We start from the raw sequence: 24703 nt of genomic DNA on the forward strand, positions 1-24703 counted from the left end.
GTCTATCGGGCGTCCGGCTCGATAATCTCTACCTCTCCGCTCGGGCCGTCATACGCCAATCTGTACTGGCGGAGGAACGCGCGGCCGAGGATGACGCGACGCCACTGCTCGCCTTCGTGCAGCTTGACGCCGGTGAAGGGCTGAAACAGCAACCTGTCGAGCTTCGGCACATAGATGCGTGCGGTGTAGATGCCATGCGCGGTGGCGGCCGCCGACGCCGCTGATTTCGCCTTCGTCGTGGATCGGCAGCTTCAGGCGCCGGGCCAAGGCGTCGTCGATGCAATCGCCGCCCGCACCGGTGTCGATGAGCGCCTTCACCTTCTTCTCCGGCAAATCCGGAACCTAGCCTGCGGCCGCCCGCCCTGCCTTCACGAGGACCGCAAGTGAGAGATTCTCCTCAATGCGCCCCCCTCCCCTTGCCCCCCGAGTCCCGCTAAGAAGCCGCCCATGAGCGCCCTCCCCGCCAAGACCCTGGCCGAATCCGCCGCCGAGTTCGGGCTGAAGCCCGAGGAGTACGAGTTGATCGTGCGCCGGCTGAACCGCGAGCCCAACCTGGTGGAGCTGGGGGTGTTCTCGGTGATGTGGTCGGAGCACTGCTCCTACAAGTCGTCGCGCAAGCACCTGGCCAAGTTTCCCACCACGGGGCCGCGGGTGATCCAGGGGCCGGGGGAGAACGCCGGGGTGGTGGACATCGGCGACGGTCAGGCCTGCATCTTCAAGATGGAGAGCCACAACCACCCGTCGTACATCGAGCCCTACCAGGGGGCCGCCACCGGGGTGGGCGGCATCATGCGCGACGTGTTCACCATGGGGGCGCGGCCGGTGGCGCTGCTGAACGCCCTGCGGTTCGGCGACCCGTCGCATCCGAAGACCAAGCGGCTGGTGGCCGGCGTCGTGGCCGGCATCGGCGGCTACGGCAACTGCGTCGGAGTGCCGACGGTGGCCGGGGAGACCAACTTCCACCGCGGCTACGACGGCAACATCCTGGTCAACGCCATGTGCGTCGGTCTGGCCGACGCCGACAAGATCTTCTACTCCGCCGCGCCGGCGGCCGGCCTGCCGGTGGTCTATTTCGGCTCCAAGACCGGTCGCGACGGCATCCACGGGGCGACCATGGCCTCGGCGGAGTTCGACGCGGATTCCGACGAGAAGCGGCCGACCGTGCAGGTGGGCGACCCGTTCGCCGAGAAGCTGCTGATCGAGGCCACGCTGGAGCTGATGGCCTCGGGCGCGGTGGCGGCGATCCAGGACATGGGGGCGGCGGGGCTGACCTCGTCGTCGGTGGAGATGGCCGGCAAGGGCGGCGTGGGCGTCGAGCTCGACCTGGACTGCGTGCCGCAACGCGAGAGCGGCATGAGCGCCTATGAGATGATGCTGTCGGAGAGCCAGGAACGGATGCTGGCGATCCTCAAGCCCGGCCGGGAGGCCGACGGCCAGCGGATCTTCCAGAAGTGGGGCCTGGACGCCGCGACCATCGGCGTCACCACCGACACCGGCCGCATCGTGCTGAAGCACCGGGGCCAGGTGGTGTGCGACCTGCCGCTGGGGCCGCTGTCCGACGACGCGCCGCTGTACGACCGGCCGTGGGTCGCGCCCGCGCCGCAGCCCAGGCTGGACCCCGCCCAGGTTCCCGCCCCCGCCGACTACGGCGCGGCGATCCTGGCGCTGATGGGCTGTCCCGACATGGCCTCGAAGCGCTGGCTGTGGGAGCAGTACGACCGCCACGTGATGGCCGACACCCTGGCCGACAGCGCCACCGGGGCGGACGCCGGGATCGTGCGGGTGCACGGGGGAAGGAAGGCGCTGGCGGTCACCTCCGACTGCACGCCGCGCTATGTACAGAACGACCCCTACGAGGGCGGCAAGCAGGCGGTGGCCGAGGCCTGGCGCAACCTGACCGCCGTGGGCGCCGACCCGATCGCGGTGACCGACAACCTGAACTTCGGCAATCCGGAGCGGCCGGAGATCATGGGCCAGATCGTGCGCGCCATCGACGGCATGGCCGAGGCCTGCCGGGCGCTGGACTTCCCGGTGGTGAGCGGCAACGTGTCGCTCTACAACGAGACCGCCGGCGCGGCCATTCCGCCGACGCCGACCGTCGGGGCCGTGGGGCTGATCGCGGATTACGGCCGCAGGGCGGGCTTCTCCGGCCTGAAGGCGGGCGACGCGGTGGTGCTGCTGGGCGAGACCCGGGGCGAGCTGGGCGCGTCGATGTACCTGCGCGAGGCGCTGGGCCGCGAGGACGGCGCGCCGCCGCCGGTGGACCTGGCGCAGGAACGGCGGGTCGGCGACCTGGTGCGTAGCCTCATAATATCCGGTCAAGTCACTGTAGTACATGATCTTTCCGACGGTGGTCTGATCGCCGCGGCGGCGGAGATGGCGCTGGCCTCGCAGGTGGGGCTGACCCTGCGCCTGGACGCGACGCTGCCCGCCCATGCCGCGCTGTTCGGCGAGGACCAGGCCCGCTACCTGCTGGCCGCGGCCAACCCCGAGGCGATCCTTGGCGCGGCGTCGGCGGCCGGGGCGCCAGCCGTCGTGGTGGGCGCGGCGGGCGGCGACAGCCTGGCCTCGCCGGGGCTGTTCGACATTCCCCTGGCCCGGCTGCGCGCGGCGCATGAGGGCTGGATGCCGGGGTTCATGGGGTGACCCGTTCCCTCCCCACGGGCAGGGGAAGGTCAGGCGGTCGCCTGCTCCAGCAGCCGCAGGGCGGCGGCGGCGAAGGCGTTCATGTTGGCCAGGCGGTCGGCGACGCCGGTTTCGACGGTCAGGGCGAGCTCCACCGGCCCCGCCAGGGCGACGCAGGTGTGGCCGGGCCGGTCGCCGTAGGAATTGCCCGTGGGGCCGGCCGCGCCGGTCTCGCCCAGGCCCCAGGTGGCGCCGAACCGCTGGCGCATGGTGCGGGCCAGCAGCAGGGCGTAGGGCTCGCTGGACGAGCGCATCCCCGCCACCGCCGCCTTCGGCAGGTCCATCAGCAGCACGCGGGCCCTGGCGGTGTAGACCACCGATCCGCCGAGGAAATAGGCCGAGGCGCCGGGCACGCCCAGCAGGGCCGCGCTGACCAGGCCGCCGGCCGAGGATTCCGCCACCGCCACCGTCTCCCCGCGGGCCTTCAGGCGGGCGCCGAGGGCGGCGGCCATGGAGTCGAGGTCTTGCATGGTCCTCGCCTTTCGCTTGGCGGGCGCCGGGGGCGGCGCACTATGAGGGCGTTAAGGTTTCTACCCCACAAACATCGACTCATTGGAGCCATCCCGATGCCGATGCCCATGACGGAGCTTGAGGCCTCGCTGCGCGCGGCCTTCCCGGACGCCGAGATCCACGTCGACGACCTCGCCGGCGACGGAGACCACTATCGCGCCCGCATCGTCTCGGCCGCCTTCCGCGGCCTTTCCCGCATCAAGCAGCACCAGCTGGTCTACAGCGCCCTGAAGGGCAGGATGGGCGGAGAACTGCACGCCCTGGCGCTGGAAACCGCCGCGCCGGACTAGGACCGCCATGCGCTACAGGCCCTTCGGCACATCAGGAAAGGCGGTCTCGGCCATCAGCCTGGCGCTGCGGCGGGCGGGCGGGCCGTCGACGGCCGAGGCGTGGCGCAGCCTGATCTTCGCGGCCATGGAGAACGGGATAAACTGCTTCGACATCGGCGCCGGCGACGAGGCGCTCGAGCGCGGCGTGGCCGAAGCCCTGCAGGCGGTGGAGCGGCGGCTGCTGTTCCTGGTCTTCACCATCGAGGGCGATCCGCTGCGCCCCCTGAGCGCCGAGGCGCTGGCCGACCTGGTGCGCCAGGGGCTCAAGCGCAGCTCGGCGGGCTATTTCGACGTCGTGATGCTGGGCGAAGCCGCCTACGCCGGCCTGACCCCGCAGGCGAAGCTGCTGCTGCAACGGGTGCGCGACGCCGCCATGGCGCTGCAGCTCGGCGTCGTCGGCGAAGGCGAGGTCCTGGCCGAGTGTATCCGCGACCCGACCTACGAGGTGCTGGCCACACGCTACAACCTGACCTCGGAGTGGCGGACCCGCCGGCTGCTGCGCGACGCGGCGGCGGTGGGCATGACCGCCATCGGCTACGACGTGGCGCCGGCGGAGATGGTCCGCCCGCAGACCGCGTCGAAGCTTCCGGCCCTGCGCAAGCGCAGCCATAACCCGCTGGCGGGCGCCGGCACCTACGCCTTCCTGCACGAGACGGCGCGGTGGACGCCGGAGGAGCTGTGCCTGGCCTTTGCGCTGACCGAGCCCTCCCTGGCCACGCTGCAGCTCGACATGTCGCTCGCGAACCAGCTCGAGGCCCTGGCCGCCGTCCCTGACCGGGATCCGCCCACCGCCCTGGGCGCCCAGGTGGAAATGGCCCGGTTCGGCGCAGAGCCGCCCGATCAGCGCCAGCGGGCGTAGACGCCCCGCTTGACCCGGGCCCCGCGGCTCCCTAGCTCTCCGGCTAACGCGCTATCGCCGAAAGACCCGCCATGACCGACACCCTCGCCGCAGATCCCGCCCACGACTTCATCGCCAGGACCCTCGCCGACAACCCGGTGGTGGTGTTCATGAAAGGCGTGCCCGAACAGCCGCGCTGCGGCTTCTCGCAGGTCGTGGTGCAGATCCTCGACCACCTGGGCGTCGATTTCATCGGCGTCGACGTGCTGCAGGACGACTCCCTGCGCCAGGGGATCAAGACCTTCGCCGACTGGCCGACCATTCCGCAGCTCTACGTCAAGGGCGAGTTCGTGGGCGGCTCGGACATCATCCGCGAGATGTTCCAGTCCGGCGAACTGAAGCCCTTCCTGGTGGAGCAGGGCGTCCTGGCCGCTTGAGGCGCCCGATCGAGCCGCCGGAAGGCCGCCAGGTCTTCGCGCGCCGCTACACCGCGAGCCCTTCCGACATCGACGAGAACGGCCACGTCAACAACGTGGTCTACCTGAGCTGGGCCCAGGACCTGGCCGTCGCCCACTGGCGCGCCCGTGCGCCCGAGGCCGAGCAGGCCCGCTGGGCCTGGGTGGCGCTGCGCCACGAGGTGGACTACCGCCGCCCGCTGCTGGCCGGCGAGACGGCGCTCGCCCGCACATGGGTGGCCGAGGCCGCCCACGGCGCGCGCTACGACCGCTTCGTGCGCATCGACGGCCCCGACGGCGCGATGTGCGCCCAGGCCCGCACGGTCTGGTGTCTGGTGGACGCCGCGACGCGCAGGCCCGCCCGCGTGCCGGACTGGGCGTCCGCCCTGTTCGCCTAGGGCATGTTTGGTCGAAGAGAACCAAACATGCCCAGCAAGTCTTTGAAACAGAGCGTGATGGTCGCCGGAACCGGCTTCCACGTCCGGCTATCACGCTCTAGTTGCGCCGCGACCAGCGGAGCTGGCTGGAGATGCTGTCCAGCCGGGCCTGCAGGTAGGCCTGGTCGCGGTCGTTGAGGCCGCCGTTGCGGCGGCTCATGCGGCGTTCCTGGCGCTGGACCTGGTCGAGGTCGGTCAGCGCGCGGTCGGCTTCGCGCGGGGAGAGGCTGCCGTCGCCGCGACCGCGGCGGACCCGCTCATAGAGCCAGTCGAGGCGCTGGCGCACGTCGCGGGGCGCGTCCGAGGCGCCGTAGGAAACGTTGTCGCCGTAGCCGTTGGCGCTGGCGGCGACCCACCGGCCGTTCCCGTCCCAGCGGCCTTCCGGGGCGCCGGCGATCCAGTTTCCGTTGCGGTCGTAATAGCCCTGGGCGTCGTTGCGGCTGACGTCGTTGGCGCGCCAGTTTCCGTTGTTGTCGTAGTAGCCGTAGGCGTGACGGCAGTCGCCGTTCCCCTTGGCGAGCTGGTTGCCGAGCACCGCCCCGCCGACGCCGCCGATCACCGCGCCCGTGCCGCGGTCGCCATGACCGGCGACGGCGCTGCCGACCAGGGCGCCGACGCCGGCGCCGACCACCGTGCCGGCGGTGCGGTTGGCCCCGCGCTCCTCGCAGCTCTGCTGAGCGGCGGCGAACGAAGGAATGAGGGTCGCCGCGGCGAAGCCGAGGACGATCAGACGATTGCGCATGCGGGAAGCTCCTTGAAGGGTCGATGTCCGTCCTTCGGGCAGGAGAACGCCATGTCGCGGCCGAGGTTCCTGGCGTAGGGCGTCGCTAGCGCAGCGAGGCGCCGGCCTCCACGCCGCCCGAGCGCGAGAGCAACAGGTCCGACCAGCGCCAGTCGCCGGCGCCGACGACCACCCGGGCGGCGCCGGGGCCGTCGGCCAGGGAGATCAGGACGAGGCCGTGGACGGGCCGGGCGCGGCAGGCGGCCGGAGCGAAGGCCACCTCCCACATGATCGCCTCGCGCACGGCGGCAAGGCCGGCGCCCTCCTGGTCGCCGTGGCGGACCCAGTCGCCGTTCCAGACCACCAGGGCCTTGCCGCGATGCACCTCGGCGACGGCGGCCTGGACGCGGGAATCCTTGCGCAGCGCGCCCTGCAGCCAGCGCACCATGTCGCAGGTCCCGCCCGGGGCGCCGGAGCCGGCGGTGGCGGCCGAGGCGGCCTGGGCGTCGCTGAGCTCGTCGCTCCCCTCGGCGCTGGGCCCGTCGCCGGCCGCTTCGACGACCACCTCGGGAGGCGGGGCGGGGGTCTTGCGGAAGACGTTGCGCGGCGGCGGCGGCTGGGCGGGGGCCGGCTGCGGCGGCTTGAGCGGCGTCACCGGATCGACCTTCGGCAAGGGCGGACGCGGCTGCACAAGCTCGACGATCATCGGCTCCGGCGCAGGCGGCTCGGGGAGCTTCGGGTGCGACGTGAGCAGGGCGAGCAGCAGGCCCAGGTGGCCGGCGACGCTGACGGCGGCGGTCAACAGGCGGCGACCGCCGGGCGACATGCGGCGCAGGCGCCGCCCCTGGGGCGTCATCGTCGGGCTGGTTCGCATGGGCGCTGGCTTACCACCCGGAAGCTGGCGGCGGAGGCCTTTTTCCCCGTCCCGCAAAGGACCCGGAGGCGAAGGCGAGCCGCTGCGCTAGAGGATCTGCGCCGCCTCCGGCATCCGCCCTTCGGCGGATGGCTCCCTCCCCCGTCCTTTTCGGGACAGGGGAGGAAAAAGACCTACGCCAGGACGATCAGCACCACGCGGCGATTGGCCTGCCGGCCGGCGCGGTCGCTGTTGGGCGCCACCGGCGCGTCGGGACCGTAGGAGATGGTGCCGATGCGGTTCAGCGCCACGCCGTGCTGGTTCAGGTAGCGGCGCACCGCTTCGGCCCGCTCCTCGCCCAGCTTGTAGTTGAAGTCCTTCGGCCCCAGCGCGTCGGTGTGGCCTTGCACCTCGACGTAGACGTTGCGGTTGTCGGTCTTCAGCTTCTCGACGAAGGCGTCGAGCCGGGCCTGGGCCTCGGGCGAGAGCGTCGCCTTGTCGACCGGGAACTTCATGCTGTCGTCGGACAGCACCGTCGAGAACACGAACTTGCCCTCGGCCAGCTTGCCCGCCGCTTCCGCCCGTTCCAGCGCCTCACGCGAGGTCTGGTCGAGCGCCGCGATCTTCGTGTCATGGTCCGTCACCCGGGTCGACACGACCCCCACCTGTTGGTTGACGTACTTCTTGGTGGCGCAGCCGCCCAGGCTCACGACACCCAACAACACCGCCCCGGCAACTATGACTCTTGGCGCACGCTGGATCATGCAAGTTCCTCCATCCCGGTTCTGATGAACCGCTGTTAATCTTTCACCTCCGACTCCATCGAATCCGAAAACGGCGGTTTGTGGGCGCAGCTTGGCCTTGGCGCGCGGAGGCCGGCGAAATCACACCGCCTGCCCGGCGCACCAGCCGCTGGCCCAGGCCCACTGGAAGTTGTAGCCGCCGAGCCAGCCGGTGACGTCGACCACCTCGCCGACGAAGTGCAGGCCGGGGACCGCCTTCACCGCCATGGTGCGGGAGTCCAGCGCGCGGGTGTCGACGCCGCCCAGGGTGACCTCGGCGGTGCGGTAGCCCTCGGAGCCCACCGGCTTGACCCGCCAGGCGTTCACGGCCTCGGACGCCTGGCGCAGCAGCCTGTCGGGCGTGTCGGCCAGGCGCTCCGGCGCGCCGGCCTGGTCGGCGACGAGCTGGGCGAGGCGGCGCGGGAGGCGCCCGGAAAGCGCGGCGGCCAGGCCCTGGCGCGGATGGGCGGCGCGGGCGGCGCGCAGGCTTGCGAAGACGTCGACGCCGGGAGCCATGTCGAGGCGGATCTCCTCTCCCTCGCGCCAGTAGGACGAGATCTGCAGGATCGCAGGACCGGAGAGGCCGCGATGGGTGAACAGCATGGCCTCGTCGAAGCGGACCTTGCCGGCGAAGGCGGCGACGTCCACGGCGACTCCGGCCAGCGGGGCCAGCCGCTGCAGCAGGCCGGGCTCGAAGGTGAGCGGCACGAGGGCCGGCCGGGTGGGCGTGACCGGCACGCCGAACTGGGCGGCGACCTGATAGCCGAAGCCGGTGGCGCCCATCTTGGGGATCGACTTGCCGCCGGTGGCGATCACCAGCGACCGGCACGCGGCCTGGGCGCCGCCGAGCGCCAGGCGAAAGCCGTCGGGCGCGCGCGCGACGGCATCGACGGCGGTGTGCAGGCGCAGCTCCCCGCCGGCCTGGCGCAGGCCGTCCACCAGCAGGTCGACCACCTGGCGCGCCGAGCCGTCGCAGAACAGCTGGCCCAGGGCCTTCTCATGCCAGGCGATCCTGCGGCTCTCCAGGAGGGCGACGATGTCGGCGGGGCGGTAGCGGCTGAGCGCCGAGATGCAGAATCCGGGATTCTGCGAGAGGAAGGCCCCAGGCTTCGTATGCAGGTTGGTGAAATTGCAGCGGCCGCCGCCGGAGATGCGGATCTTCTCGCCCGGAGCCTTGGCGTGGTCGATCACCAGCACCCGGCGGCCGCGGCGGGCGGCCTCGATCGCGCACAGCATGCCGGCGGCGCCGGCGCCGATCACGATGACGTCGAAATCTTGCAAGGGATCTCCAGGGCGGCGGCGGTGGAGGGGGCCGGCGGCCTCGCCGGAAAGGCCCCCTCAGTCAGCCTGACGGCCGACAGCTCTCCCAGCGGGAGAGCATCTTTCGATATCAGACCACGGCATATGCGATAGCCCCCCAGATCCTCCCCCACTGGGGGCGGGGGACCGCCGAAGGCAGGGGGAAGCGGCGGCGGCGGACAGGCCCCTCAGTCAGCCTGACGGCCGACAGCTTTCCCGCAGGGGGAGCAACTTTCGAACGCCGGAGCTCGCGCCTGGGCGGTCAGGAGGCCAGGCGCTCCGCCTCGCCGCCTTGCGCAACGCGCAGGATCTCCTGCAGCAGGAGGGCCGGGGAGAAGGGCTTGGGAATGGCGCCGTCCATGCCGGCGGCCAGGTAGGCGGCGCGCTGGTGGGCCATGACGTTGGCGGTCAGCGCGACGATCGGCAGCCGGGCCGCGGGGCCCGGCAGGGCGCGGATGCGGGCGGTGGCCTCCAGGCCGTCCATGCCGGGCATGTTCACGTCCATCAGGACCAGGTCGAAACGCTCGGCGCCGACGGCGTCGATGGCCTGCTGGCCGCCGTCGACCGCCACGCCCTCGGCGCCCAGGGCCTCGAGCATCTTCACGCCGATCAGCCGGTTGGTGGCGTTGTCGTCGACCACCAGGACGCGCAGGCCCTCCAGCGACGCCTCGGCCTGGGGAGCCGCAACGTCCGGGGCGACGTCGGCGGCCGGGGCGTCGATCTCGAACCAGAAGGTGGAGCCCCGTCCCTCTATGCTGGAGAAGCCGATCTCGCCGTCCATCAGCTCGACCAGGCTGCGGGAGATGGCCAGGCCGAGGCCCGTGCCGCCGGCCGCCCGGGCGTCGATGCTGTCGGCCTGCTCGAAGCGTTCGAAGAGGCGGGACTGGGCCTCGGCCGGAACGCCGATGCCGGTGTCGGTCACCTCCACCCGCAGGCGACCGGCCGCCGGGCGGCCCATGCGCACGGCGACGCCCCCGCGGACGGTGAACTTCACCGCATTGCCGATCAGGTTGAACAGGCACTGCCGCAACCGCACCGGATCGACCAGCGCCGTGTCCAGGCCGGGCTCGACCTCGGCGCGCAGATAGAGGTCCTTGGCCTCGGCCAGGGGCTGCAGCAGGGCCACGACGCCTTCCAAAGCCCCGGCCACACGGGTGGCCTCGGGATAGATCTCCAGCTTGCCGGCCTCGATCTTGGAGAAATCGAGCACGTCGTCGATGAGCTGGGCCAGCATGCCGGAGCAGGCCAGCGCCTCGTCCAGCAGCTTGCGGCCCCCGGCCGACACCGGCTCCCGCTTCAGGAGGTGCAGCACGCCCACGACCCCGTTCATGGGCGTGCGGATCTCGTGGCTCATGGAGGCCAGGAACTTCGACTTGGCCCGGGTGGCCGCCTCGGCCGCCTCCTGGGCGGCGTGCAGCGCCAGCTCCTGGCGCTTGGCCTGGTCGATGTCGAGCACCAGCCCCGCCGCGTAGCTCGCCTTCCCCTCGGCGTCGCGGGTCACGTCGCAATAGAAGCGGATCCAGCGCTCCTCGCCGTGAGTGACGACGCGGAGATCGACGGAATTGCCGCCGCCGGTCCATTGGCCGCGCATCTCGTAGAAGCGTTCGGCGTCGGGCGTCTGGAACACCAGGCCGCCGCCCACGGCGTCGGCGAATTCGAAACCGGAGCCGACGATCTCGACGAACCCCGGCGAGAAGTCGACCGTCTGCCGCAGAAAGTCGACCTCGAAGCTACCCGCCTTGGCGGCCTGGAGCGCCATTTCGAGCTGCGCGGTCTTGGCGCGCGCCTGGTCGCGGGCGTGGGCCAGCTCGGTGACGTCATGGGACAAGGAAAAGAATTCATGCAGGCCCGACGCCAGCCGCCGGCCGGCGGTGTGGAGAACCCGAATGTACCTCCAGTCGTCCTCGCCGATCCGGTGCGTCCGCAATTCTATCGAGGCGGACCCGCCTTCCCGCACCAGGCGCCGGCGCAGGTCCAGGCTGGCCTGCCGGTCGTCCGGGTGCACCAGCGAATCGATGATGTCGGCGGCGATGCGCTGGTCGTGGCGGCCACGACCGGTCTGGAACTCATTGCTGAGGTCCAGGGTGTCGGTGTCGGGGTCGTAGTGGCTGCCGGTGATGAAGGCGTCGTGCAGCAGCATTTCGCGGGCGTGGATCGCGGCGTCCCGGGCGGGATCGGTGGCCGGCCGCGCGGTGACGTCGACCAGGGAGACGAGGATGCGCCGCCCGCAGCGCTTGACCTGCATCTCCAGCCAGCGCTCCTCGCCGGAGGCCGCAGATATCGGGAATATCGGACAGGGCTGGGGCGCTCCGGCGGCGCGCTCGGTCCTCTCCAGGGCCGGCGGCGGCAGCACCTCGGCCAGAGGGCGGCCCAACACCTGCGCCTTCGGGACGCCGAAGCCGGCCAGCCACGCCGGGTTGGCGGCGACGATCCGCCGCCGGGAGTCCGCGACGGCCATCCAGACATCGGACCGGTCGAAGGCGAACTGCGCCAGGGCGGCCGCGGTTTCGGCGGCGTTTTCCTCGAGCTGCGGCACGCGGCGGTTCCCCATCAGGCGCAAAAACCTAGCTTGAAAGGCTTAATGCACCCCTACAGCCTGAGGCGGCCGTTGAGACATATGCGCGCAGGAGGTGCGCCCGCGTGGCCCGTTCAGCCGTCGACCAGGCTCATCAGCCGCCTGCGCCGCCACCAGACGACCGCAAGGTCGTAGGGGAACGCCGCCGCCTCCCGCAGCCGCATGCGCCGCCAGTAGGCCCGCGGGGCGTCGCCGGGCCCGGGCGGCGCCGGGCCGCGGGCGCTCGCCACGCCCAGGGCGGCCAGCAGCATGCGCACGCGGGCCATGTGGTAGTCCTCGGTGCAGACCACCACGCCGGACAGCCCGCGCCGGCGCACCAAGCGGGCGGCGGCCACGGCGCTCTGCAGGGTGTCGCGGCTGTCCTCGTCCAGGACGATGCGGCCGCGCGGCACGCCGGCCGCAGCCAGGGCCGCGGCCATGACGGCCGCCTCGGTGGGACCGCCGGAGCGCGCGGCGCCGGAGCAGAGGATGGGGCCCTCGCGCTCGGCGGCGGCGGCGACGCCGTAGCCGATGCGGCGGGCCAACGCCGGGGACGGAGCCCCGCTCGGCGTCACGGCGGCCCCGAAAATCACGATCGCCTGCGACACCAGGCCGCTCCCCTCCCCGGGCCCGGCCCGGGCCGGCGGACCCGCGCCCGGCGCCTAAGGCGCCGGGCGCTCCCCGTCGGAGGATTCGGCCGGGGGAGCCTTTTCGCCCAGGTTCATGGGCGGGGCGTAGCCTTCGATCATGTCGGCCAGTTCTTCCCGGCGGACCGCGCTCTTGACGTTGAGGCGGGTCAGCACCTCGACGTCGCCGTAGCGCCCCTTGGCCTCCTCCAGCTGATCGCGCCACACCCGGCCGGCCAGGTTGTCCGTCTCGCCCGCCATGACGATGGTGCGGGCCTGACCGACCTTGTGGGCCAGGACGAAATTGGCCCCCGCCGGCGGCAGGAAGCGGTCCTCGTCGAGGGTGGTGTAGCGGTAGCGGGCGCCGGACTTGCCGACGAATTCGATCTGTTGGGACAACGCAGTCTCTCAGCCCTGAAGAATAACAAGCGGCCCGGAACAAGAGCCTGGGATACCGATACCCGCGCGACTTGGGCGAAAGATAGGCCGCGTGTCCAGGTGCGGCATCACCTCTGCGCGAGAGCGTCGCTCCGTAACCGGAACAACCGAAGCCATAAGACGTTCGGCCCCTGCCCGTCCGCCTGCTAAGCTGTCGCAGCCCTTGACTCGGATTGCCAGCGCTTTTGGGACTGCGAGAACACCCGCCGATGCCTGATCCCGCCGACTTCAGCCTGAAGAGGGCCGCCGACCGCGCCACGGCGGTGCTGACCGGCGACTGGACGGCGATCGCGCTGGGCCCTTCCGGCCGCGGACTGGCCGAGGCGATGCAGGGCGCCCGCGACGTCGAGCTCGACCTGACCGGCGTCGACCAGATCGACACCGCCGGCGCCTACGCCGTGCTGCGCGCCGCCGGCGGGGACATCGCGCCCGGGCGGATCAGGGCCCGCGACGAGACCCTGCGGCTCCTGGAGCTGGTGGGCAATGCGCTGAAGGTCGAGCGTGCGCCGCCGCCGCGCAAGCCGCCCAGCTTCGAGCAGTTCACCATCCGCGTCGGCAAGGCGGTGACGGAGATGGCCGCCGACGCCTGGGACACCGTGATCTTCGCCGGCCACCTGCTGGCGGTGTCCTGGCTGTCGCTGATCCATCCGAAGCGGATCCGCTGGGCGGCCTGCGTGGCGCTGGCGGAGCGGGCGGGCCTCGACGCCATCCCGATCGTGGCCACCACCTCGTTCTTCATCGGGGCGGTGGTCGGGCTGCTGGGCGCCAACATGCTGCGGCAGTTCGGCGCCGAGGTGTTCTCCGTGGAGCTGATCGGCATCGCGGTGCTGCGCGAGTTCAACATCATCATCACCGCGGTGCTGCTGGCCGGCCGCTCGGCCTCGGCCTTCGCCGCCGAGATCGGCTCGATGAAGATGAACCAGGAGATCGACGCGATGAAGGTGATGGGCGTCGATCCCTTCGAGGCCCTGGTGTTCCCGCGGTTCTTCGCGCTGCTGGTGACCATGCCGCTGCTGACCTTCGTCGCCACCCTGGCGGGGCTGTTCGGCGGGATGGTGGTGACCTGGTCGGTGCTGGGCCTGGGACCGGCCTTCTTCCTGCAGCGGATCATCGACAACGTGGGCGGGACCCACTTCCTGGTCGGGCTTTCCAAGGCGCCGGTGATGGCGGTGGTGATCGCCGGCATCGGCTGCCGCCAGGGGCTGGAGGTGGGCAACGACGTGGAGTCGCTGGGCCGGCGGGTGACGGCGGCGGTGGTGCACGCGATCTTCGCCATCATCGTGATCGACGCCATTTTCGCCCTGATCTACATGAAGGCCGACATTTGAGCGCCGCGGAGCCCAGCGAGCCCCGGGAGTCCGGGGCGCCGAAGGTGGACGAGGACGGCCTGCGCACCACCGGGCCGATCGTGGAGGTGCGCGGCCTGAAGTCCCAGTTCGGCGACCAGGTGGTGCACGAGGGCCTGGACCTGACCGTCAAGCGGGGCGAGATCCTGGGGGTGGTGGGGGGCTCGGGCGCCGGCAAGTCGGTGCTGCTCAACACCATCATCGGGCTGCGGCTGCCGCAGGCCGGCACGGTCAAGGTGTTCGGCCAGGACCTGCAGCGGGCCTCCAGCCGGCGCTGGACGGCGATCGAGCGGCGCTGGGGGGTGCTGTTCCAGCAGGGCGCGCTGTTCTCCAACCTGACGGTGAAGGAAAACGTGGCCGCGCCGCTGTTCGAGCACGCCGGGCTCAGCCGCCAGGAGGTCTATGAGCTCGCCGAGCTGAAGATCGCCATGGTGGGCCTGGGGCCGGAGGCGTCCGACCGCAAGCCGGCGGAGCTGTCCGGCGGCATGCGCAAGCGGGCGGGCCTGGCGCGGGCGCTGGCCCTGGACCCGGAACTGCTGTTCCTGGACGAGCCCACCGCCGGCCTCGACCCGATCGCGGCGGCGGCGTTCGACACCCTGATCCTCGACCTGCAGAAGAGCCTCAGGCTGACGGTGCTGATGATCACCCACGACCTCGACACCCTCTACGAGATCACCGACCGGGTGGCGGTGCTGGCCGACCGCAAGGTCGTGGTCACCGCTCCGGTGCAAGAGCTTGAAAAGTCCAACCATCCGTGGATTCAGGAATACTTCCTGGGGCCCCGCGGACGCGCCGCCGCCAAGACGGAACAGGCGGTCACGAGAGCCTGAATGGAAAAGAACGCCAACTACGCCCTGGTGGGGCTGTCCACGCTGATCCTGACCATAGGCCTGGTGATCTTCTTCGCCTGGCTGGCGCGGATCTCGTTCAGCCACGACTACGACATCTACGACGTGCTGTTCCAGGGGCCGGTGCGGGGGCTGAACCAGGGCGGCGAGGTGCACTTCAACGGCATCAAGGTGGGCGAGGTCACGCGGATCAAGCTCAACGAAGTCAATCCCACCCAGGTGATCGCCCGGGTGCGGGTGGACGCCAACGTGCCGATCCGCCAGGATTCCTACGGCACCCTGGAGCCGCAGGGGATCACCGGCGTCAACTACATCCAGATCTCCGCCGGCACGCCCAGCAAGCCGCTGCTCAAGGACATCACGCCGCGCGACCAGGCGCCGGTCATCCACACCCAGCGCAGCGCGCTGTCCGACCTGATCGAGGGCGGCGGCACGGTGCTGAGCCGCACCATCGAGGCGCTGGACCGGGTGAACAAGGTGCTGTCGGACCAGAACATCAAGACCTTCACCACGGCGCTCAACGACACCCAGGCGGTGACGGCGGAGTTCCGCCAGCGCAAGGCGATCTTCGCCGACGCCCAGAAGGCGCTGCAGGAGGCCGACGCCACCCTGCAGACGGTCGACGCCCTGGCCACCAGCGGCAAGCAGCTGATGGACGGCGACGGGCGGCGCACGATGAACAACCTGGCCGACGCCTCCGAGAGCGCCAAGGCCGCCGCCGCCGACCTGCGCACCATGCTGAACAAGTTGAACGGCCCCACCAGCGAGTTCGCCGCCAACGGCCTGCCGCAGATCACCGCCGCCGCCATCCAGCTCCAGCAGTCCGCCGAGGCCATGGAGCGGCTGGCCAACGACATCCAGTCCAGTCCGCAGAGCGCGCTCGGCAAGCCGGCCGCCCAGGAGATCAAGGTGAAGCCATGAGCGTGCGAAACCGCCTGTTCCGCGTCCTGGGGGCGGTCGTCTGCGCCGCGGCGCTCTCGGGCTGCATCTCGCTGCTGCCCAAGTCGAAGCCGGCGCAGCTCTACCGCTTCGCCGGGGCGGCGCCGGAAATCGCCGCGCCGGCGGCGTCGAACGCCCCGCCGTTCGCGGTGCAGAAGGGGTTCGGCAGCTTCGACCGGGCCTCGGCCGGCGACCGGATGCTGACCTTGCAGGGCGACAAGGCGGCCTATATCTCCGACGCCCGCTGGGTGGCGCCGGCGATGGTGCTGTTCGACGAGGCGCTGATGCGCGCCTTCGACGGCAATCCCGGGCCCGCCCGCCTGCTGGGCCGCGGCCAGCGCGCGGCGCAGGCGCCCTACCAGCTGCGGCTCGACGTGCGCGACTTCGCGGCGGTCTACGCCGAGGGTCCGAAGGCGGCGCCGACGGTGGTGGTGCGGGTGCGCGCCGGCCTGGTGCGGGTCGACGACCAGTCGGCGGTCGGCGACCGGATGTTCGAGGCCAAGGTGCGCGCCGGCGACAACCGGGTCTCGGCGATCGCGGCGGCCTACGACCAGGCGGTGGGCGACGTGCTGGGCCAGCTGGTGGCCTGGGTCAACGCGCCGGGGGTCGCCGCGGCGCCGGCGGCCCCGCCACAGGGATAGCGTATCCGGCGTGGAACTAGTCCTCGATCCCGGCGATACGCTTGGCGGCGGTGACGGTGTTCTTCAGCAGGCAGGCGACGGTCATCAGGCCGACGCCGCCGGGGACCGGGGTGATGTGGCCGGCGACGCCCAGCGCCTCCTTGAAGGCCACGTCGCCCACCACCTTGGTCTTGCCCTGGGCGGCCTTCTCCGGGTCGTCGAAGGGGACGCGGTTGATGCCGACGTCGATCACCGTGGCGCCGGGCTTGATCCAGGAGGCCTTGATCATCCGCGGGCGGCCGACCGCGGCCACCAGGATGTCGGCCTCGCGGCAGACGGCCTGCAGGTCGCGGGTGCGCGAGTGGGCGATGGTGACGGTGCAGTCGGCCTGCAGCAGCAGCTGGGCCACCGGGCGGCCCACCAGCACCGAGCGGCCCACCACCACGGCGCGCCTGCCGCCGAGGTCGCCCAGGGTCTCGCGCAGCATGATCATGCAGCCTAGCGGCGTGCAGGGGGTGAGCGCCGGCTGGCCGCTGGCCAGGCGCCCGGCGTTGACCACGTGCAGGCCGTCCACGTCCTTGTCGGGGTCGATGGCCGCCAGCACCTGGCGCTCGTCCAGGCCCTTCGGCAGGGGCAGCTGCACCAGGATCCCGTGGATCAGCGGGTCGGCGTTGAGGTCGGCGACCAGCGCCAGGAGCTCGTGCTGCGATGCGTCCGCCGGCAGGCGGTGGGTGACCGAGTGCATGCCGGCGGCGCGGGAATGCTCGCCCTTGGCGCGGACATAGATCTCGCTGGCGGCGTCCTGGCCCACCAGCACCACGGCCAGGCCCGGCTGCAGGCCGTGCGCCCGGCGCAGCTCGGCGACCTCGGCGGCGACCTCGGCGCGCAGGGCCTCGGAGAGGGTCTTGCCGTCGATGATCTGGGCGTCGGTCATGGGAGGCTCCACGGGGGTGCGGACCCCCTAGCGGGTCGGGGGGCGGCTGGCAACGGATGGGCTCCCTACCCCCCGCCACAGCCAGGCGGCGACGGCCCAGGCGTGGGCGCGGCCGGGCTCCCGTTCGCCGAAGCGGGGAACGGCCGGCATCAGTCCACGCCCATCAGCGCGCCGTAGGGATCGGTCTTGCCGGAGAGAACGTCGGCGACCGGAACCGGGCTCCAGCCCACCTTCTGGTCGGGGCTGGCGCGCCAGGCCTCGACGACGAGGTCGCGGAGCATGGCGGCGCCCGCCGCCAGCCGGGCGACGGCGAAGGCCTTGCCGCGGGCGTCGCCGGGCCGGAAGCCGCCGGCCTTTTCCAGCGCATAGAATGGCTCGACCTGACCGGCGGTGACCGCGAGGTAGGCGGCGACCTGCGGCTCGACCGGGCCCGCGACCGCGCGCAGCGGCGCGATCTCGGCCGCGACCTGCGGCAGGCCGACGTTGCGGCGGACGAAGTCGCCCTCGAACATCGCGTGCACCTTGGCGCGGGTGTAGCCGTTGGGATTGGGGTAGTCGCCCCAGCCGTTGTAGTGGGCGCTGACGTGCAGCGGCTGGGAGCCGTCGGCCACGAAATGGCTGAGCTCGCCCAGGGCGTCGAAGATCAGCGCCTCGCGCCGCCGGCGGTCCTCGCGGAACCAGGCCCGGTGGGCGCGCCAGCCGGGGTTGCGCTCGGCGGCGACGAGAACGCGCCAGTAGGCGAAGTCGCGGGCGAGCTGCTGCTGGCGGTCGACGACGGCGTAGGGCAGATAGCCGGCCTTCCAGCTGTCGGTCCCGGCCGCCCGAAGCGCGGTCTCGTAGTCGGCGCGGGTGGGCGGCAAGGCGGCGAGCGAGGGCCCGCCCAGGATGCGGCCGTCGTCCTCGACGTCGACGAAGTGGGCGGGATCGCGGTCGCTGTCGTGGACCCTGCCGCCGTCCTTGGAGCGGTCCGGCTCGCGGGACAGCTCACCCACGTCGGCGGCGGCCTGGGGCGTGCGCAGGAAGGCCGGGACCTCCGCCGGCAGGGCGCGCATGGCGACGACGCCGATGATCCGGTGGCCGAAACTGCCCCAGGCCAGCGCCGCCCCCGGCGCGGCGGCGAGGACCAGGGCGGCGGCGAGCGCGACGAAGCGGAGCGTCATGGGAGCGTCCTTCAGGCCTCGATCCCCAGGGCCTGTTCGACGCGGGCGATCCAGGCGGTGACGCGCGGATAGCCGGCGAGGTCGAAGCCGCCGTCGGGAGCCATGCGGGTATAGGGCGCCAGCGCGACATCCGCGAGACTGAGGCGCGCGCCCGCCAGGAACGGCGAGCCGGCCAGCGCATCCTCCAGGCGCTGCAGCGCCGCGCCGCCCCGTTCCACCAGCCTGGGCTCCAGATCCGCCGGCGCCTTGCCGAGATATTTCACCTGGAAGCGGGCCACGGCGACGTAGGGCTCGTGGCTGTACTGCTCCCAGAACATCCACTCCAACATCCGCGCCCGCTGGTAGGCGTCGGAAGGAACGAGATCGGAACCTTCGGCCAAGTGCAGGATGATGGCGTTGGACTGGGCCAGCGGACGACCGTCGTCCAGCACCACTGTAGGGACCTGGCCGACCGGGTTCAGCGCCAGGAACTGCGGAGTGCGCGTCTGGGACTGGAGGACATCGGTCTCAATCCAGTCATAGGCAAGCCCAAGATAGTCCGCAGTCCATTTGACCTTCAGACAATTACCCGAAATGGAATCGCCATAGATCCGCATGCCACGCTCCGTTGCTCAACACATTGATAGGCCTGCGTTTGAATCGGGCAAATGCGGATTGCTGTGCGGCATGTTGACTATGCTGTGTCCGCCAGGGGTTGCGGCACGGAATGACTCTGGCTAGGGTCGCCATGCTACCAGTTCAACGACGAAGGAGACGCCGTCTTGCGACGCCGCCTCGCCGCCCTGGCCGCTGTTTCGACCCTCTTCGGGGCGGTTGAGGCACAGGCTGCGCCGACCGATCCCATCGGGGATCTGCTGATGTCCGTGCTTACCGGGTCCGTGCCCGGGTCGCCGGGCTACAAGCTCAAGGCCACCCTCTATCATGCCGGCGCCAGGGGCGTGGGCGCCCTGGACTCCCTGGGCTGCAAGGTCGTCGCCATGCGCACCGCCGCGGTGGACGCCACGCTGATCCCGCGCCGCACCGTGCTGTTCATCAAGGAGACCGTCGGCCTGCCGATGCCCGACGGCACGACCCACGACGGCTACTGGTACGCCTCCGACGTGGGCGGCGCGATCAAGGGCCAGCGCATCGACCTCTACACCGGCCGGGGCGGCGCCTCGATGAAGCCGATGATGCCGCTGAACCTGTCGAAACTCTCGGCGGTGAAGGTGGGCGAGTTCAAGGGCTGCCCGCCGGACTGAGCCTCGCTCCAACACCGCTCACTTCCCGCGAAAGCGGGAACAAGGTTTTTTCCGGTAGCGGCGGTCAGAACGAAAAACGCCTGGATCCCCGCTTTCGCGGGGAAGAGCGGCTTGGGGGCCACCCCAGGCGAGTCGCGCCCCAGGCGTGCAAATCCGGCTCCCCGACCAGAAATGAGCCGGCCGTTCAGGTCTCGACGAACGCCCGCTCGAGCACGAATTCGCCGGGCTTGGCGATCGAGCCTTCAGTGTAGCCGCGATCGAGGGCCAGCGCCTTGAGGTCCGCCAGAACCGAGGGCCCGCCGCACATCATCAGGCGGTCGTGCGCCGGGTCCAGCGGGGGCACGCCGAGGTCTTCGAAGATCTTTCCCGAGGCGATCAGGCTGGTGACGCGGCCCTTGGTCTTGAAGGGCTCGCGGGTGACCGTCGGATAGTAGCGGAGCTTGGGCCCGATCAGCTCGCCCAGGTCGGGGTCGGCGGCCAGGCCGCCGTCCAGCAGCTCGCGGTAGTTGAGGTCGGCCACCTGGCGCACCGTGTGGGTGACGATCACCTCGTCGAAGCGTTCGTAGACCTCCGGCTCGCGGGCCAGCGACAGCCAGGGGGCGAGGCCGGTGCCGGTGCCCAGCATGTAGAGGCGCTTGCCGGGCGTCAGGCCGTCCAGCACCAGGGTGCCGGTGGGCTTGCGGCCGACCAGCACCTGGTCGCCCGCCTGGATGCGCTGCAGGCGGGAGGTGAGCGGGCCGTCGGCCACCTTGATGGAATAGAACTCCAGGTGGTCGGCCCAGGCGGGCGAGGCGATGGAATAGGCGCGCACCAGGGGGCGGCCTTCCTCCGTCGTCAGGCCGACCATGACGAACTGGCCGGAATCGAACCGCAGGCCCGGGTCGCGGGTGGTGCGAAACGAGAACAGGCTGTCGGTCCAGTGCTGGACCCAGGTCACGGTCTCGAGGAAGAAGGCGCCGCCGGCCTTGGGTTTGGCCGCAGCCAGGGAAGCTTCGGTCATGTCAGTCTCTCCACGAACGGGCGCGGGCCTAGATGTCGCCGCCGACGTTGGTGGCGGCGCCGGGGGCGCGAGCCAGATGTATGCCGCACTCCGTCTTGTCCAGGCCTTTCCAGCGGCCGGCGCGGGCGTCCTCGCCCTCCTCCGCCGGCTGGGTGCAGGGCCAGCAGCCGATGGAGGGGAAGCCCTGGGCGACCAGCGGGTGGGCCGGCAGCTCGTGCTCGGCGGCGTAGGCCTCGAGCTCGGCCTTGCCCCAGTTGGCCAGGGGGTTGAACTTCACCTGGCGGCCAGCCTGCTCGACCACCGGCAGGCTCAGCCGGTCGCCGCCGTGGAAGCGCTTGCGGCCGGTGATCCAGGCGTCGAACTCGGCGAGCGCGCGGTCGAGCGGCACCACCTTGCGCACGTTGCAGCAGGCGTCGGTGTCGGTCTGGTGCAGCTTCGCGTCGGGGTCGACGGCGGCCAGGTCGGCGTAGTGGGGGCGCAGGTCGCGCACGTCGGTGAGGCCCAGGCGCCGGGCCAGGCTCTTGCGGTAGTCCAGCGTCTGGCCGAACAGCATGCCGGTGTCGAGGAACAGCACCGGGATGTCCGGCTTGATCTGGGCGACCAGGTGCAGCAGCACCGCCGATTCCGCCCCGAAGGACGAGACCAGGGCCAGGCTGTCGCCGAAGGTCTCCACGGCGGCGGCCAGGATGGTTGACGGGTGCGCGCGCCGCAGCTCGGCGTCGAGCCGGGGGGCGAGCGGCAGGGGCCGCTCCAGGTTGTCGAAAGCCATGCTCACTCCTCGCGCTCCGCGAAAGCCGGCGCCCTGGCGTCGGCGGCGCGCTGATAGACGTGACGGAACCGCTGCGAGGCGGCCGCCCACTGCTCGGGGGTCGAGCCGTCCGCCGGCTCGAAGGCGTCGAAACCGCAGCGGAGCATGAACTGCGCCTGCTCGCGCAGCACGTCGCCCACCGCCCTCACCTCGCCCCGGTAGCCGTAGCGCCCGCGCAGCAGGCGGGCGGAGGTGTAGGCGCGGCCGTCGCGGTAGCCCGGGAAGGCCAGCGCCACCACGGCGATCCGCGGCAGGTCATAGGCCAGCGCCGCAACCTCCTCCGCCGGCTCCAGCCGCACGCCCACGGCGCGGCCCTGGCCCAGCAGGCGCTCGCCGTCGTTGGAGAAGCGCTGCAGCGAGATGATCACGTCGCCGGGCGGCAGCTCCTGGTCGTCGGCCACCTTGGTGAAGGGATCCTCCACCGTGGTGAAGCGGCCGGCCTCGCACCTAATGAGCGTCGGCATAGACGGCCTCCTTGAAGGGGGCGGCGCCCGTGCGGCGCAGGGTGTCGAGGAAGCGCTCCCCGTCCTGGCGCCGGCTCAGGTAGACCTCGACCATGGCGTCGATGGCCTCCGCCACCCGGTTCGCCGGCAGGGCCGGGCCCAGCACCTTGCCCACCGAGGCGTCCTCGGCGCCGGAGCCGCCCAGGGTGAGCTGGTAGAATTCCTCGCCCTTCTTATCGACGCCCAGGATGCCGATGTGGCCCACGTGGTGGTGGCCGCAGGCGTTGATGCAGCCGGAGATCTTGATCTTCAGCTCGCCGATCAGCTCGGCCCGGTCCTGGTCGCGGAACCGCTCGGCGATGTTCTGGGCCACGGGAATGGCCCGCGCGTTGGCTAGCGCGCAGTAGTCCAGCCCCGGGCAGGCGATGATGTCCGAGATCAGGTTGATATTGGGCGTGGCCAGGCCCGCGGCGGCCAGCGCGGCGTGGACCGCCGGCAGGTCGTCCTGCCGGATGTGCGGCAGGACGATGTTCTGCTCGTGGGTGACGCGGATGTCGTCCTGTCCGTAGCGCTCGCCCAGGTCGGCGAGGACCTCCATCTGCCCGGCGGTGGCGTCGCCGGGGGTCTCGCCGATGGCCTTCAGCGAGACCTCGACGATGGCGTAGCCGGGGACCTTGTGCGGCTTGACGTTGTTGCGCGCGAAACGGGCGAAGGCGGGATCGGAGCCCTTGGCCGCCTCGAAGGCCGCCGAACGGGCCGGCAGCTTCTCGAAGGCCGTGGGCGCGAAGGCCGCGCGGATGCGGGCCAGCTCGGTGTCTGGCAGGTCGGAGCCGGGGCCGGCGGCCTCGAACTCGGCCTCGACCTGGCGGGCGAACTCCTCCGCGCCCAGGGTGGCGACCAGGATCTTGATCCGCGCCTTGGTGCGGTTGTCGCGCCGTCCCAGGCGGTTGTAGACCCGCAGGATCGCCTCCAGGTACGACAGCAGGCGCGAGGCCGGCAGGAACTCGCGGATGGTCTGGCCGATGTACGGCGAGGCGCCCAGGCCGCCGCCCACCATCACCTCTAAGCCCATGGCGCCGGCGCGGTTGCGCTTGATGGCCAGGCCGATGTCGTGGACCCGGGCGGCGGTGCGGTCCCTGGCCGCGGCGGTGATGGCGATCTTGAACTTGCGCGGCAGGAACGAGAATTCCGGGTGCAGGCTGGACCACTGGCGGATGGCCTCCGACCAGACGCGCGGGTCGTCGATCTCCTCGGGCGTGGCGCCCGCGAAGGGGTCGGCGGTGGTGTTGCGGATGCAGTTGCCGCTGGTCTGGATGGCGTGCATGTCGACGCTCGCCAGCGCATCGAGGATGTCCGGCACGTCCTTCAGCCTGATCCAGTGGAACTGCAGGTTGGTGCGCGTGGTGAAGTGGCCGTAGCCCTTGTCATAGGTGCGGCCGATCCAGGCCAGCTTGCGCAGCTGGATCGGGTTCAGCGAGCCATAGGGGATGGCGATCCGCAGCATGTAGGCGTGGAGCTGCAGGTAGAGGCCGTTGCGCAGCCGCAGCGGCTTGAACTGGTCCTCGCTGAGCTCGCCCGCCAGCCGCCGCGCCACCTGGCCGCGGAACTCCGCGGTGCGGTCGGCCAGCATGTCCCTGTCGATTTGGTCGTAGCGGTACATGGGCGCCTCTACTTGCGCTTGATCAGGTCGACGCGGCCCGTGGAGCGGGCGGCGCCGTGGGCGTGCAGCAGGGCCTCGATGGCGGCCCCGCCTTCAGTCTGCTTGCCGTGCGGCAGGTTCGACGGGCCGAGCGCACGGATGCGTTCGCGGTAGCTCTGCGGCGCCCAGAGCCCGGCGGATTCCACGAGGTCGATCAGATAGGGTTCCACCACGACGGTGGGCTGGTTCTTGGCATGGCCCTCGGCGGCCTCGCCGGCCGGATCGTCGGAGGCGAAGAGGTCGGCGTCGCCGAACTGCTCGACCCACTGGCCCTGGCGCCAGAACACGACCTCGCCGTCGGTCAGGCGATTGGCGGTCAGGGCTCTCATCGCGCTTTTCCTTTCCCGCGCAGCGGGAGAGGGGGACCGCCCGCCGAGCGAAGCGAAGAGCGGGGGGTGGAGAGCGAGAGCCCCATCTCCTGAGTGATTGGGCGGCCGGTCGTTCCGTTGAGCTTGAGGCTCTCCCTCTCCACCATTCCCTCTTCGGGGAACGGTCCCCCTCTCCCGCTTCGCGGGAAAGGAAGGGCCTGCGCCAGCGCCATGGCCTCGCCGACGATCAGCAGGGCGGGGCCGCTGAGCGCCGCGGCGGCGTCCGCGAGACCGGCGAGCGTGGCAGCCACCTGGCGTTCGTCGGCGCGGCTGGCGTTCTCGACGATCAGGGCGGGGGTCGAGCCCGTCCGGCCGGCGGCCATCAGGCGCGCGGCGATGGGGGCGGCCTGGGAGAGGCCCATGTAGATAACGACCGTCTGGTTGGGCCGGGCGAGGCTTTCCCAGTCCAGGTCCGGCTCGGCCCCGTTCGAGGCGTGGCCGGTGACGAAGGTCACCGCCTGGGCTGACCCCCGGTGGGTCAGGGGCGCGCCGGCGCTGGCGCTGGCGGCGAGCGCGGCGGTCACGCCGGGGATCACGTGGCCCTCCACGCCGGCCGCGCGGCAGGCTTCCAGCTCCTCGCCGCCGCGGCCGAAGATGAAGGGGTCGCCGCCCTTCAGCCGCACCACCGTCAGACCTTCGAGCGCGAAGGCGACCAGCATGCGGTTGATCTCGTCCTGGCTGTAGGAATGGCGCGACTTGCGCTGGGCGACCGAGATGCGCCGCGCCGAGGCCGGCGCGAGGTCGAGGATCTCGTCAGTCACCAAGCCGTC

The 24703-nt window shown here is 71.4% G+C and carries 29 protein-coding genes; 11 read left to right on the forward strand and 18 right to left on the reverse strand.

Annotated features, from left to right (window positions below; genetic code table 11):
• Positions 1-48 precede the first annotated feature (48 nt).
• On the reverse strand, positions 49-267 hold the full coding sequence (locus VGL30_RS18885) for a hypothetical protein (RefSeq protein WP_414695046.1): 219 nt from the start codon (positions 265-267) through the stop codon (positions 49-51).
• On the opposite strand from VGL30_RS18885, the gene VGL30_RS17615 reads away from it, so the two are divergent.
• Together VGL30_RS17615 and purL are read left to right on the forward strand one after the other, a co-directional pair.
• Positions 202-387 carry a hypothetical protein gene (locus VGL30_RS17615; RefSeq protein ID WP_331541328.1) on the forward strand — a complete coding sequence of 62 codons (186 nt, stop codon included), beginning with the start codon at positions 202-204 and terminating at the stop codon, positions 385-387. The two genes, VGL30_RS18885 and VGL30_RS17615, sit on opposite strands and share 66 nt — an antisense overlap.
• Before the next feature lie 60 nt (positions 388-447).
• Positions 448-2646 (forward strand): phosphoribosylformylglycinamidine synthase subunit PurL, encoded by a 2199-nt coding sequence (gene purL / locus VGL30_RS17620; protein ID WP_331541329.1) that lies wholly within the window; start codon positions 448-450, stop codon positions 2644-2646.
• A 29-nt stretch (positions 2647-2675) separates the two neighbouring features.
• On the opposite strand, the gene VGL30_RS17625 is transcribed toward purL, so the two are convergent.
• On the reverse strand, positions 2676-3155 hold the full coding sequence (locus VGL30_RS17625; RefSeq protein WP_331541330.1) for a CinA family protein: 480 nt from the start codon (positions 3153-3155) through the stop codon (positions 2676-2678).
• A 96-nt stretch (positions 3156-3251) separates the two neighbouring features.
• Between VGL30_RS17625 and VGL30_RS17630 the strand changes: the two genes are divergently transcribed.
• The 4 genes from VGL30_RS17630 (at position 3252) to VGL30_RS17645 (ending at position 5215) form a co-directional block, all read left to right on the forward strand.
• Positions 3252-3485, forward strand: a complete 234-nt coding sequence (locus tag VGL30_RS17630) for a BolA family transcriptional regulator (protein ID WP_331541331.1) — start codon at positions 3252-3254, stop codon at positions 3483-3485.
• A gap of 7 nt (positions 3486-3492) precedes the next feature.
• Entirely contained in the window at positions 3493-4383 is an 891-nt protein-coding gene (locus tag VGL30_RS17635) for a hypothetical protein (protein ID WP_331541332.1), read from the forward strand.
• A 71-nt stretch (positions 4384-4454) separates the two neighbouring features.
• The gene (grxD, locus tag VGL30_RS17640; protein ID WP_331541333.1) at positions 4455-4799 is read left to right on the forward strand and encodes a Grx4 family monothiol glutaredoxin; all 345 of its coding nucleotides are present in this window, start codon (positions 4455-4457) and stop codon (positions 4797-4799) included.
• Positions 4796-5215, forward strand: coding sequence for an acyl-CoA thioesterase (locus VGL30_RS17645; RefSeq protein WP_331541334.1), 420 nt, complete (start codon positions 4796-4798; stop codon positions 5213-5215). The genes grxD and VGL30_RS17645 overlap by 4 nt, the downstream gene beginning before the upstream one ends.
• 97 nt (positions 5216-5312) lie before the next feature.
• On the opposite strand, the gene VGL30_RS17650 is transcribed toward VGL30_RS17645, so the two are convergent.
• The 7 genes from VGL30_RS17650 to VGL30_RS17680 all read right to left on the reverse strand — a co-directional run bounded on the left by VGL30_RS17650 (position 5313) and on the right by VGL30_RS17680 (position 12488).
• Positions 5313-5996, reverse strand: coding sequence for a glycine zipper 2TM domain-containing protein (locus tag VGL30_RS17650; RefSeq protein ID WP_331541335.1), 684 nt, complete (start codon positions 5994-5996; stop codon positions 5313-5315).
• Positions 5997-6081: 85 nt separating this feature from the next.
• On the reverse strand, positions 6082-6849 hold the full coding sequence (locus VGL30_RS17655; protein WP_331541336.1) for a hypothetical protein: 768 nt from the start codon (positions 6847-6849) through the stop codon (positions 6082-6084).
• Positions 6850-7022: 173 nt separating this feature from the next.
• Positions 7023-7553, reverse strand: a complete 531-nt coding sequence (locus VGL30_RS17660) for an OmpA family protein (RefSeq protein WP_331541337.1) — start codon at positions 7551-7553, stop codon at positions 7023-7025.
• Between the two features lie 159 nt (positions 7554-7712).
• Entirely contained in the window at positions 7713-8891 is a 1179-nt protein-coding gene (locus VGL30_RS17665; protein WP_331541338.1) for an NAD(P)/FAD-dependent oxidoreductase, read from the reverse strand.
• A 280-nt stretch (positions 8892-9171) separates the two neighbouring features.
• On the reverse strand, positions 9172-11445 hold the full coding sequence (locus VGL30_RS17670) for an ATP-binding protein (protein ID WP_331541339.1): 2274 nt from the start codon (positions 11443-11445) through the stop codon (positions 9172-9174).
• Positions 11446-11558: 113 nt separating this feature from the next.
• A complete protein-coding gene (locus VGL30_RS17675; RefSeq protein ID WP_331541340.1) occupies positions 11559-12071 on the reverse strand; it encodes a YdcF family protein in 513 nt (170 codons plus the stop codon).
• Positions 12072-12125: 54 nt separating this feature from the next.
• Complete coding sequence (locus VGL30_RS17680) at positions 12126-12488, reverse strand: hypothetical protein (protein ID WP_331541341.1); 363 nt, start codon at positions 12486-12488, stop codon at positions 12126-12128.
• Between the two features lie 248 nt (positions 12489-12736).
• On the opposite strand from VGL30_RS17680, the gene VGL30_RS17685 reads away from it, so the two are divergent.
• From VGL30_RS17685 to VGL30_RS17700, 4 genes are read left to right on the forward strand one after another with little or no spacing between them, the layout of a single operon-like run.
• The gene (locus VGL30_RS17685) at positions 12737-13855 is read left to right on the forward strand and encodes an MlaE family lipid ABC transporter permease subunit (RefSeq protein ID WP_331541342.1); all 1119 of its coding nucleotides are present in this window, start codon (positions 12737-12739) and stop codon (positions 13853-13855) included.
• A gap of 44 nt (positions 13856-13899) precedes the next feature.
• The gene (locus tag VGL30_RS17690) at positions 13900-14703 is read left to right on the forward strand and encodes an ABC transporter ATP-binding protein (RefSeq protein WP_331541354.1); all 804 of its coding nucleotides are present in this window, start codon (positions 13900-13902) and stop codon (positions 14701-14703) included.
• Positions 14704-15642 (forward strand): MlaD family protein, encoded by a 939-nt coding sequence (locus VGL30_RS17695; protein ID WP_331541343.1) that lies wholly within the window; start codon positions 14704-14706, stop codon positions 15640-15642. It begins immediately after the preceding gene.
• A complete protein-coding gene (locus VGL30_RS17700; protein WP_331541344.1) occupies positions 15639-16301 on the forward strand; it encodes an ABC-type transport auxiliary lipoprotein family protein in 663 nt (220 codons plus the stop codon). Before VGL30_RS17695 ends, VGL30_RS17700 begins: the two co-directional genes overlap by 4 nt.
• 16 nt (positions 16302-16317) lie before the next feature.
• Here the strand turns inward: VGL30_RS17700 and folD are convergent, their stop codons facing one another.
• The 3 genes from folD to VGL30_RS17715 form a co-directional block, all read right to left on the reverse strand.
• The gene (gene folD, locus VGL30_RS17705) at positions 16318-17214 is read right to left on the reverse strand and encodes a bifunctional methylenetetrahydrofolate dehydrogenase/methenyltetrahydrofolate cyclohydrolase FolD (protein ID WP_331541345.1); all 897 of its coding nucleotides are present in this window, start codon (positions 17212-17214) and stop codon (positions 16318-16320) included.
• Between the two features lie 149 nt (positions 17215-17363).
• Positions 17364-18374 (reverse strand): S1/P1 Nuclease, encoded by a 1011-nt coding sequence (locus VGL30_RS17710; RefSeq protein WP_331541346.1) that lies wholly within the window; start codon positions 18372-18374, stop codon positions 17364-17366.
• 11 nt (positions 18375-18385) lie between these two features.
• Positions 18386-18970, reverse strand: a complete 585-nt coding sequence (locus VGL30_RS17715) for a glutathione S-transferase family protein (protein WP_331541347.1) — start codon at positions 18968-18970, stop codon at positions 18386-18388.
• A 165-nt stretch (positions 18971-19135) separates the two neighbouring features.
• Between VGL30_RS17715 and VGL30_RS17720 the strand changes: the two genes are divergently transcribed.
• Entirely contained in the window at positions 19136-19615 is a 480-nt protein-coding gene (locus VGL30_RS17720; protein ID WP_331541348.1) for a 3D domain-containing protein, read from the forward strand.
• 184 nt (positions 19616-19799) lie between these two features.
• Here the strand turns inward: VGL30_RS17720 and VGL30_RS17725 are convergent, their stop codons facing one another.
• The 6 genes from VGL30_RS17725 to cobA form a co-directional block, all read right to left on the reverse strand.
• Positions 19800-20615, reverse strand: a complete 816-nt coding sequence (locus VGL30_RS17725; protein ID WP_331541349.1) for a ferredoxin--NADP reductase — start codon at positions 20613-20615, stop codon at positions 19800-19802.
• Between the two features lie 28 nt (positions 20616-20643).
• The gene (locus VGL30_RS17730; protein WP_331541350.1) at positions 20644-21384 is read right to left on the reverse strand and encodes a phosphoadenylyl-sulfate reductase; all 741 of its coding nucleotides are present in this window, start codon (positions 21382-21384) and stop codon (positions 20644-20646) included.
• A 2-nt stretch (positions 21385-21386) separates the two neighbouring features.
• Entirely contained in the window at positions 21387-21887 is a 501-nt protein-coding gene (locus tag VGL30_RS17735) for a DUF934 domain-containing protein (protein WP_331541351.1), read from the reverse strand.
• Positions 21871-23526, reverse strand: coding sequence for a nitrite/sulfite reductase (locus VGL30_RS17740; RefSeq protein WP_331541352.1), 1656 nt, complete (start codon positions 23524-23526; stop codon positions 21871-21873). Before VGL30_RS17740 ends, VGL30_RS17735 begins: the two co-directional genes overlap by 17 nt.
• Positions 23527-23534: 8 nt before the next feature.
• Complete coding sequence (locus VGL30_RS17745; RefSeq protein ID WP_331541353.1) at positions 23535-23894, reverse strand: DUF2849 domain-containing protein; 360 nt, start codon at positions 23892-23894, stop codon at positions 23535-23537.
• Positions 23891-24703 (reverse strand): uroporphyrinogen-III C-methyltransferase (gene cobA, locus VGL30_RS17750; protein WP_414695045.1); only part of this gene is annotated, 813 nt, incomplete at its 5' end. The genes VGL30_RS17745 and cobA, both read right to left, overlap by 4 nt.

The sequence above is a fragment of the Phenylobacterium sp. genome (assembly GCF_036502675.1).
In the GTDB taxonomy this organism is placed as follows: Bacteria; Pseudomonadota; Alphaproteobacteria; order Caulobacterales; family Caulobacteraceae; genus Phenylobacterium.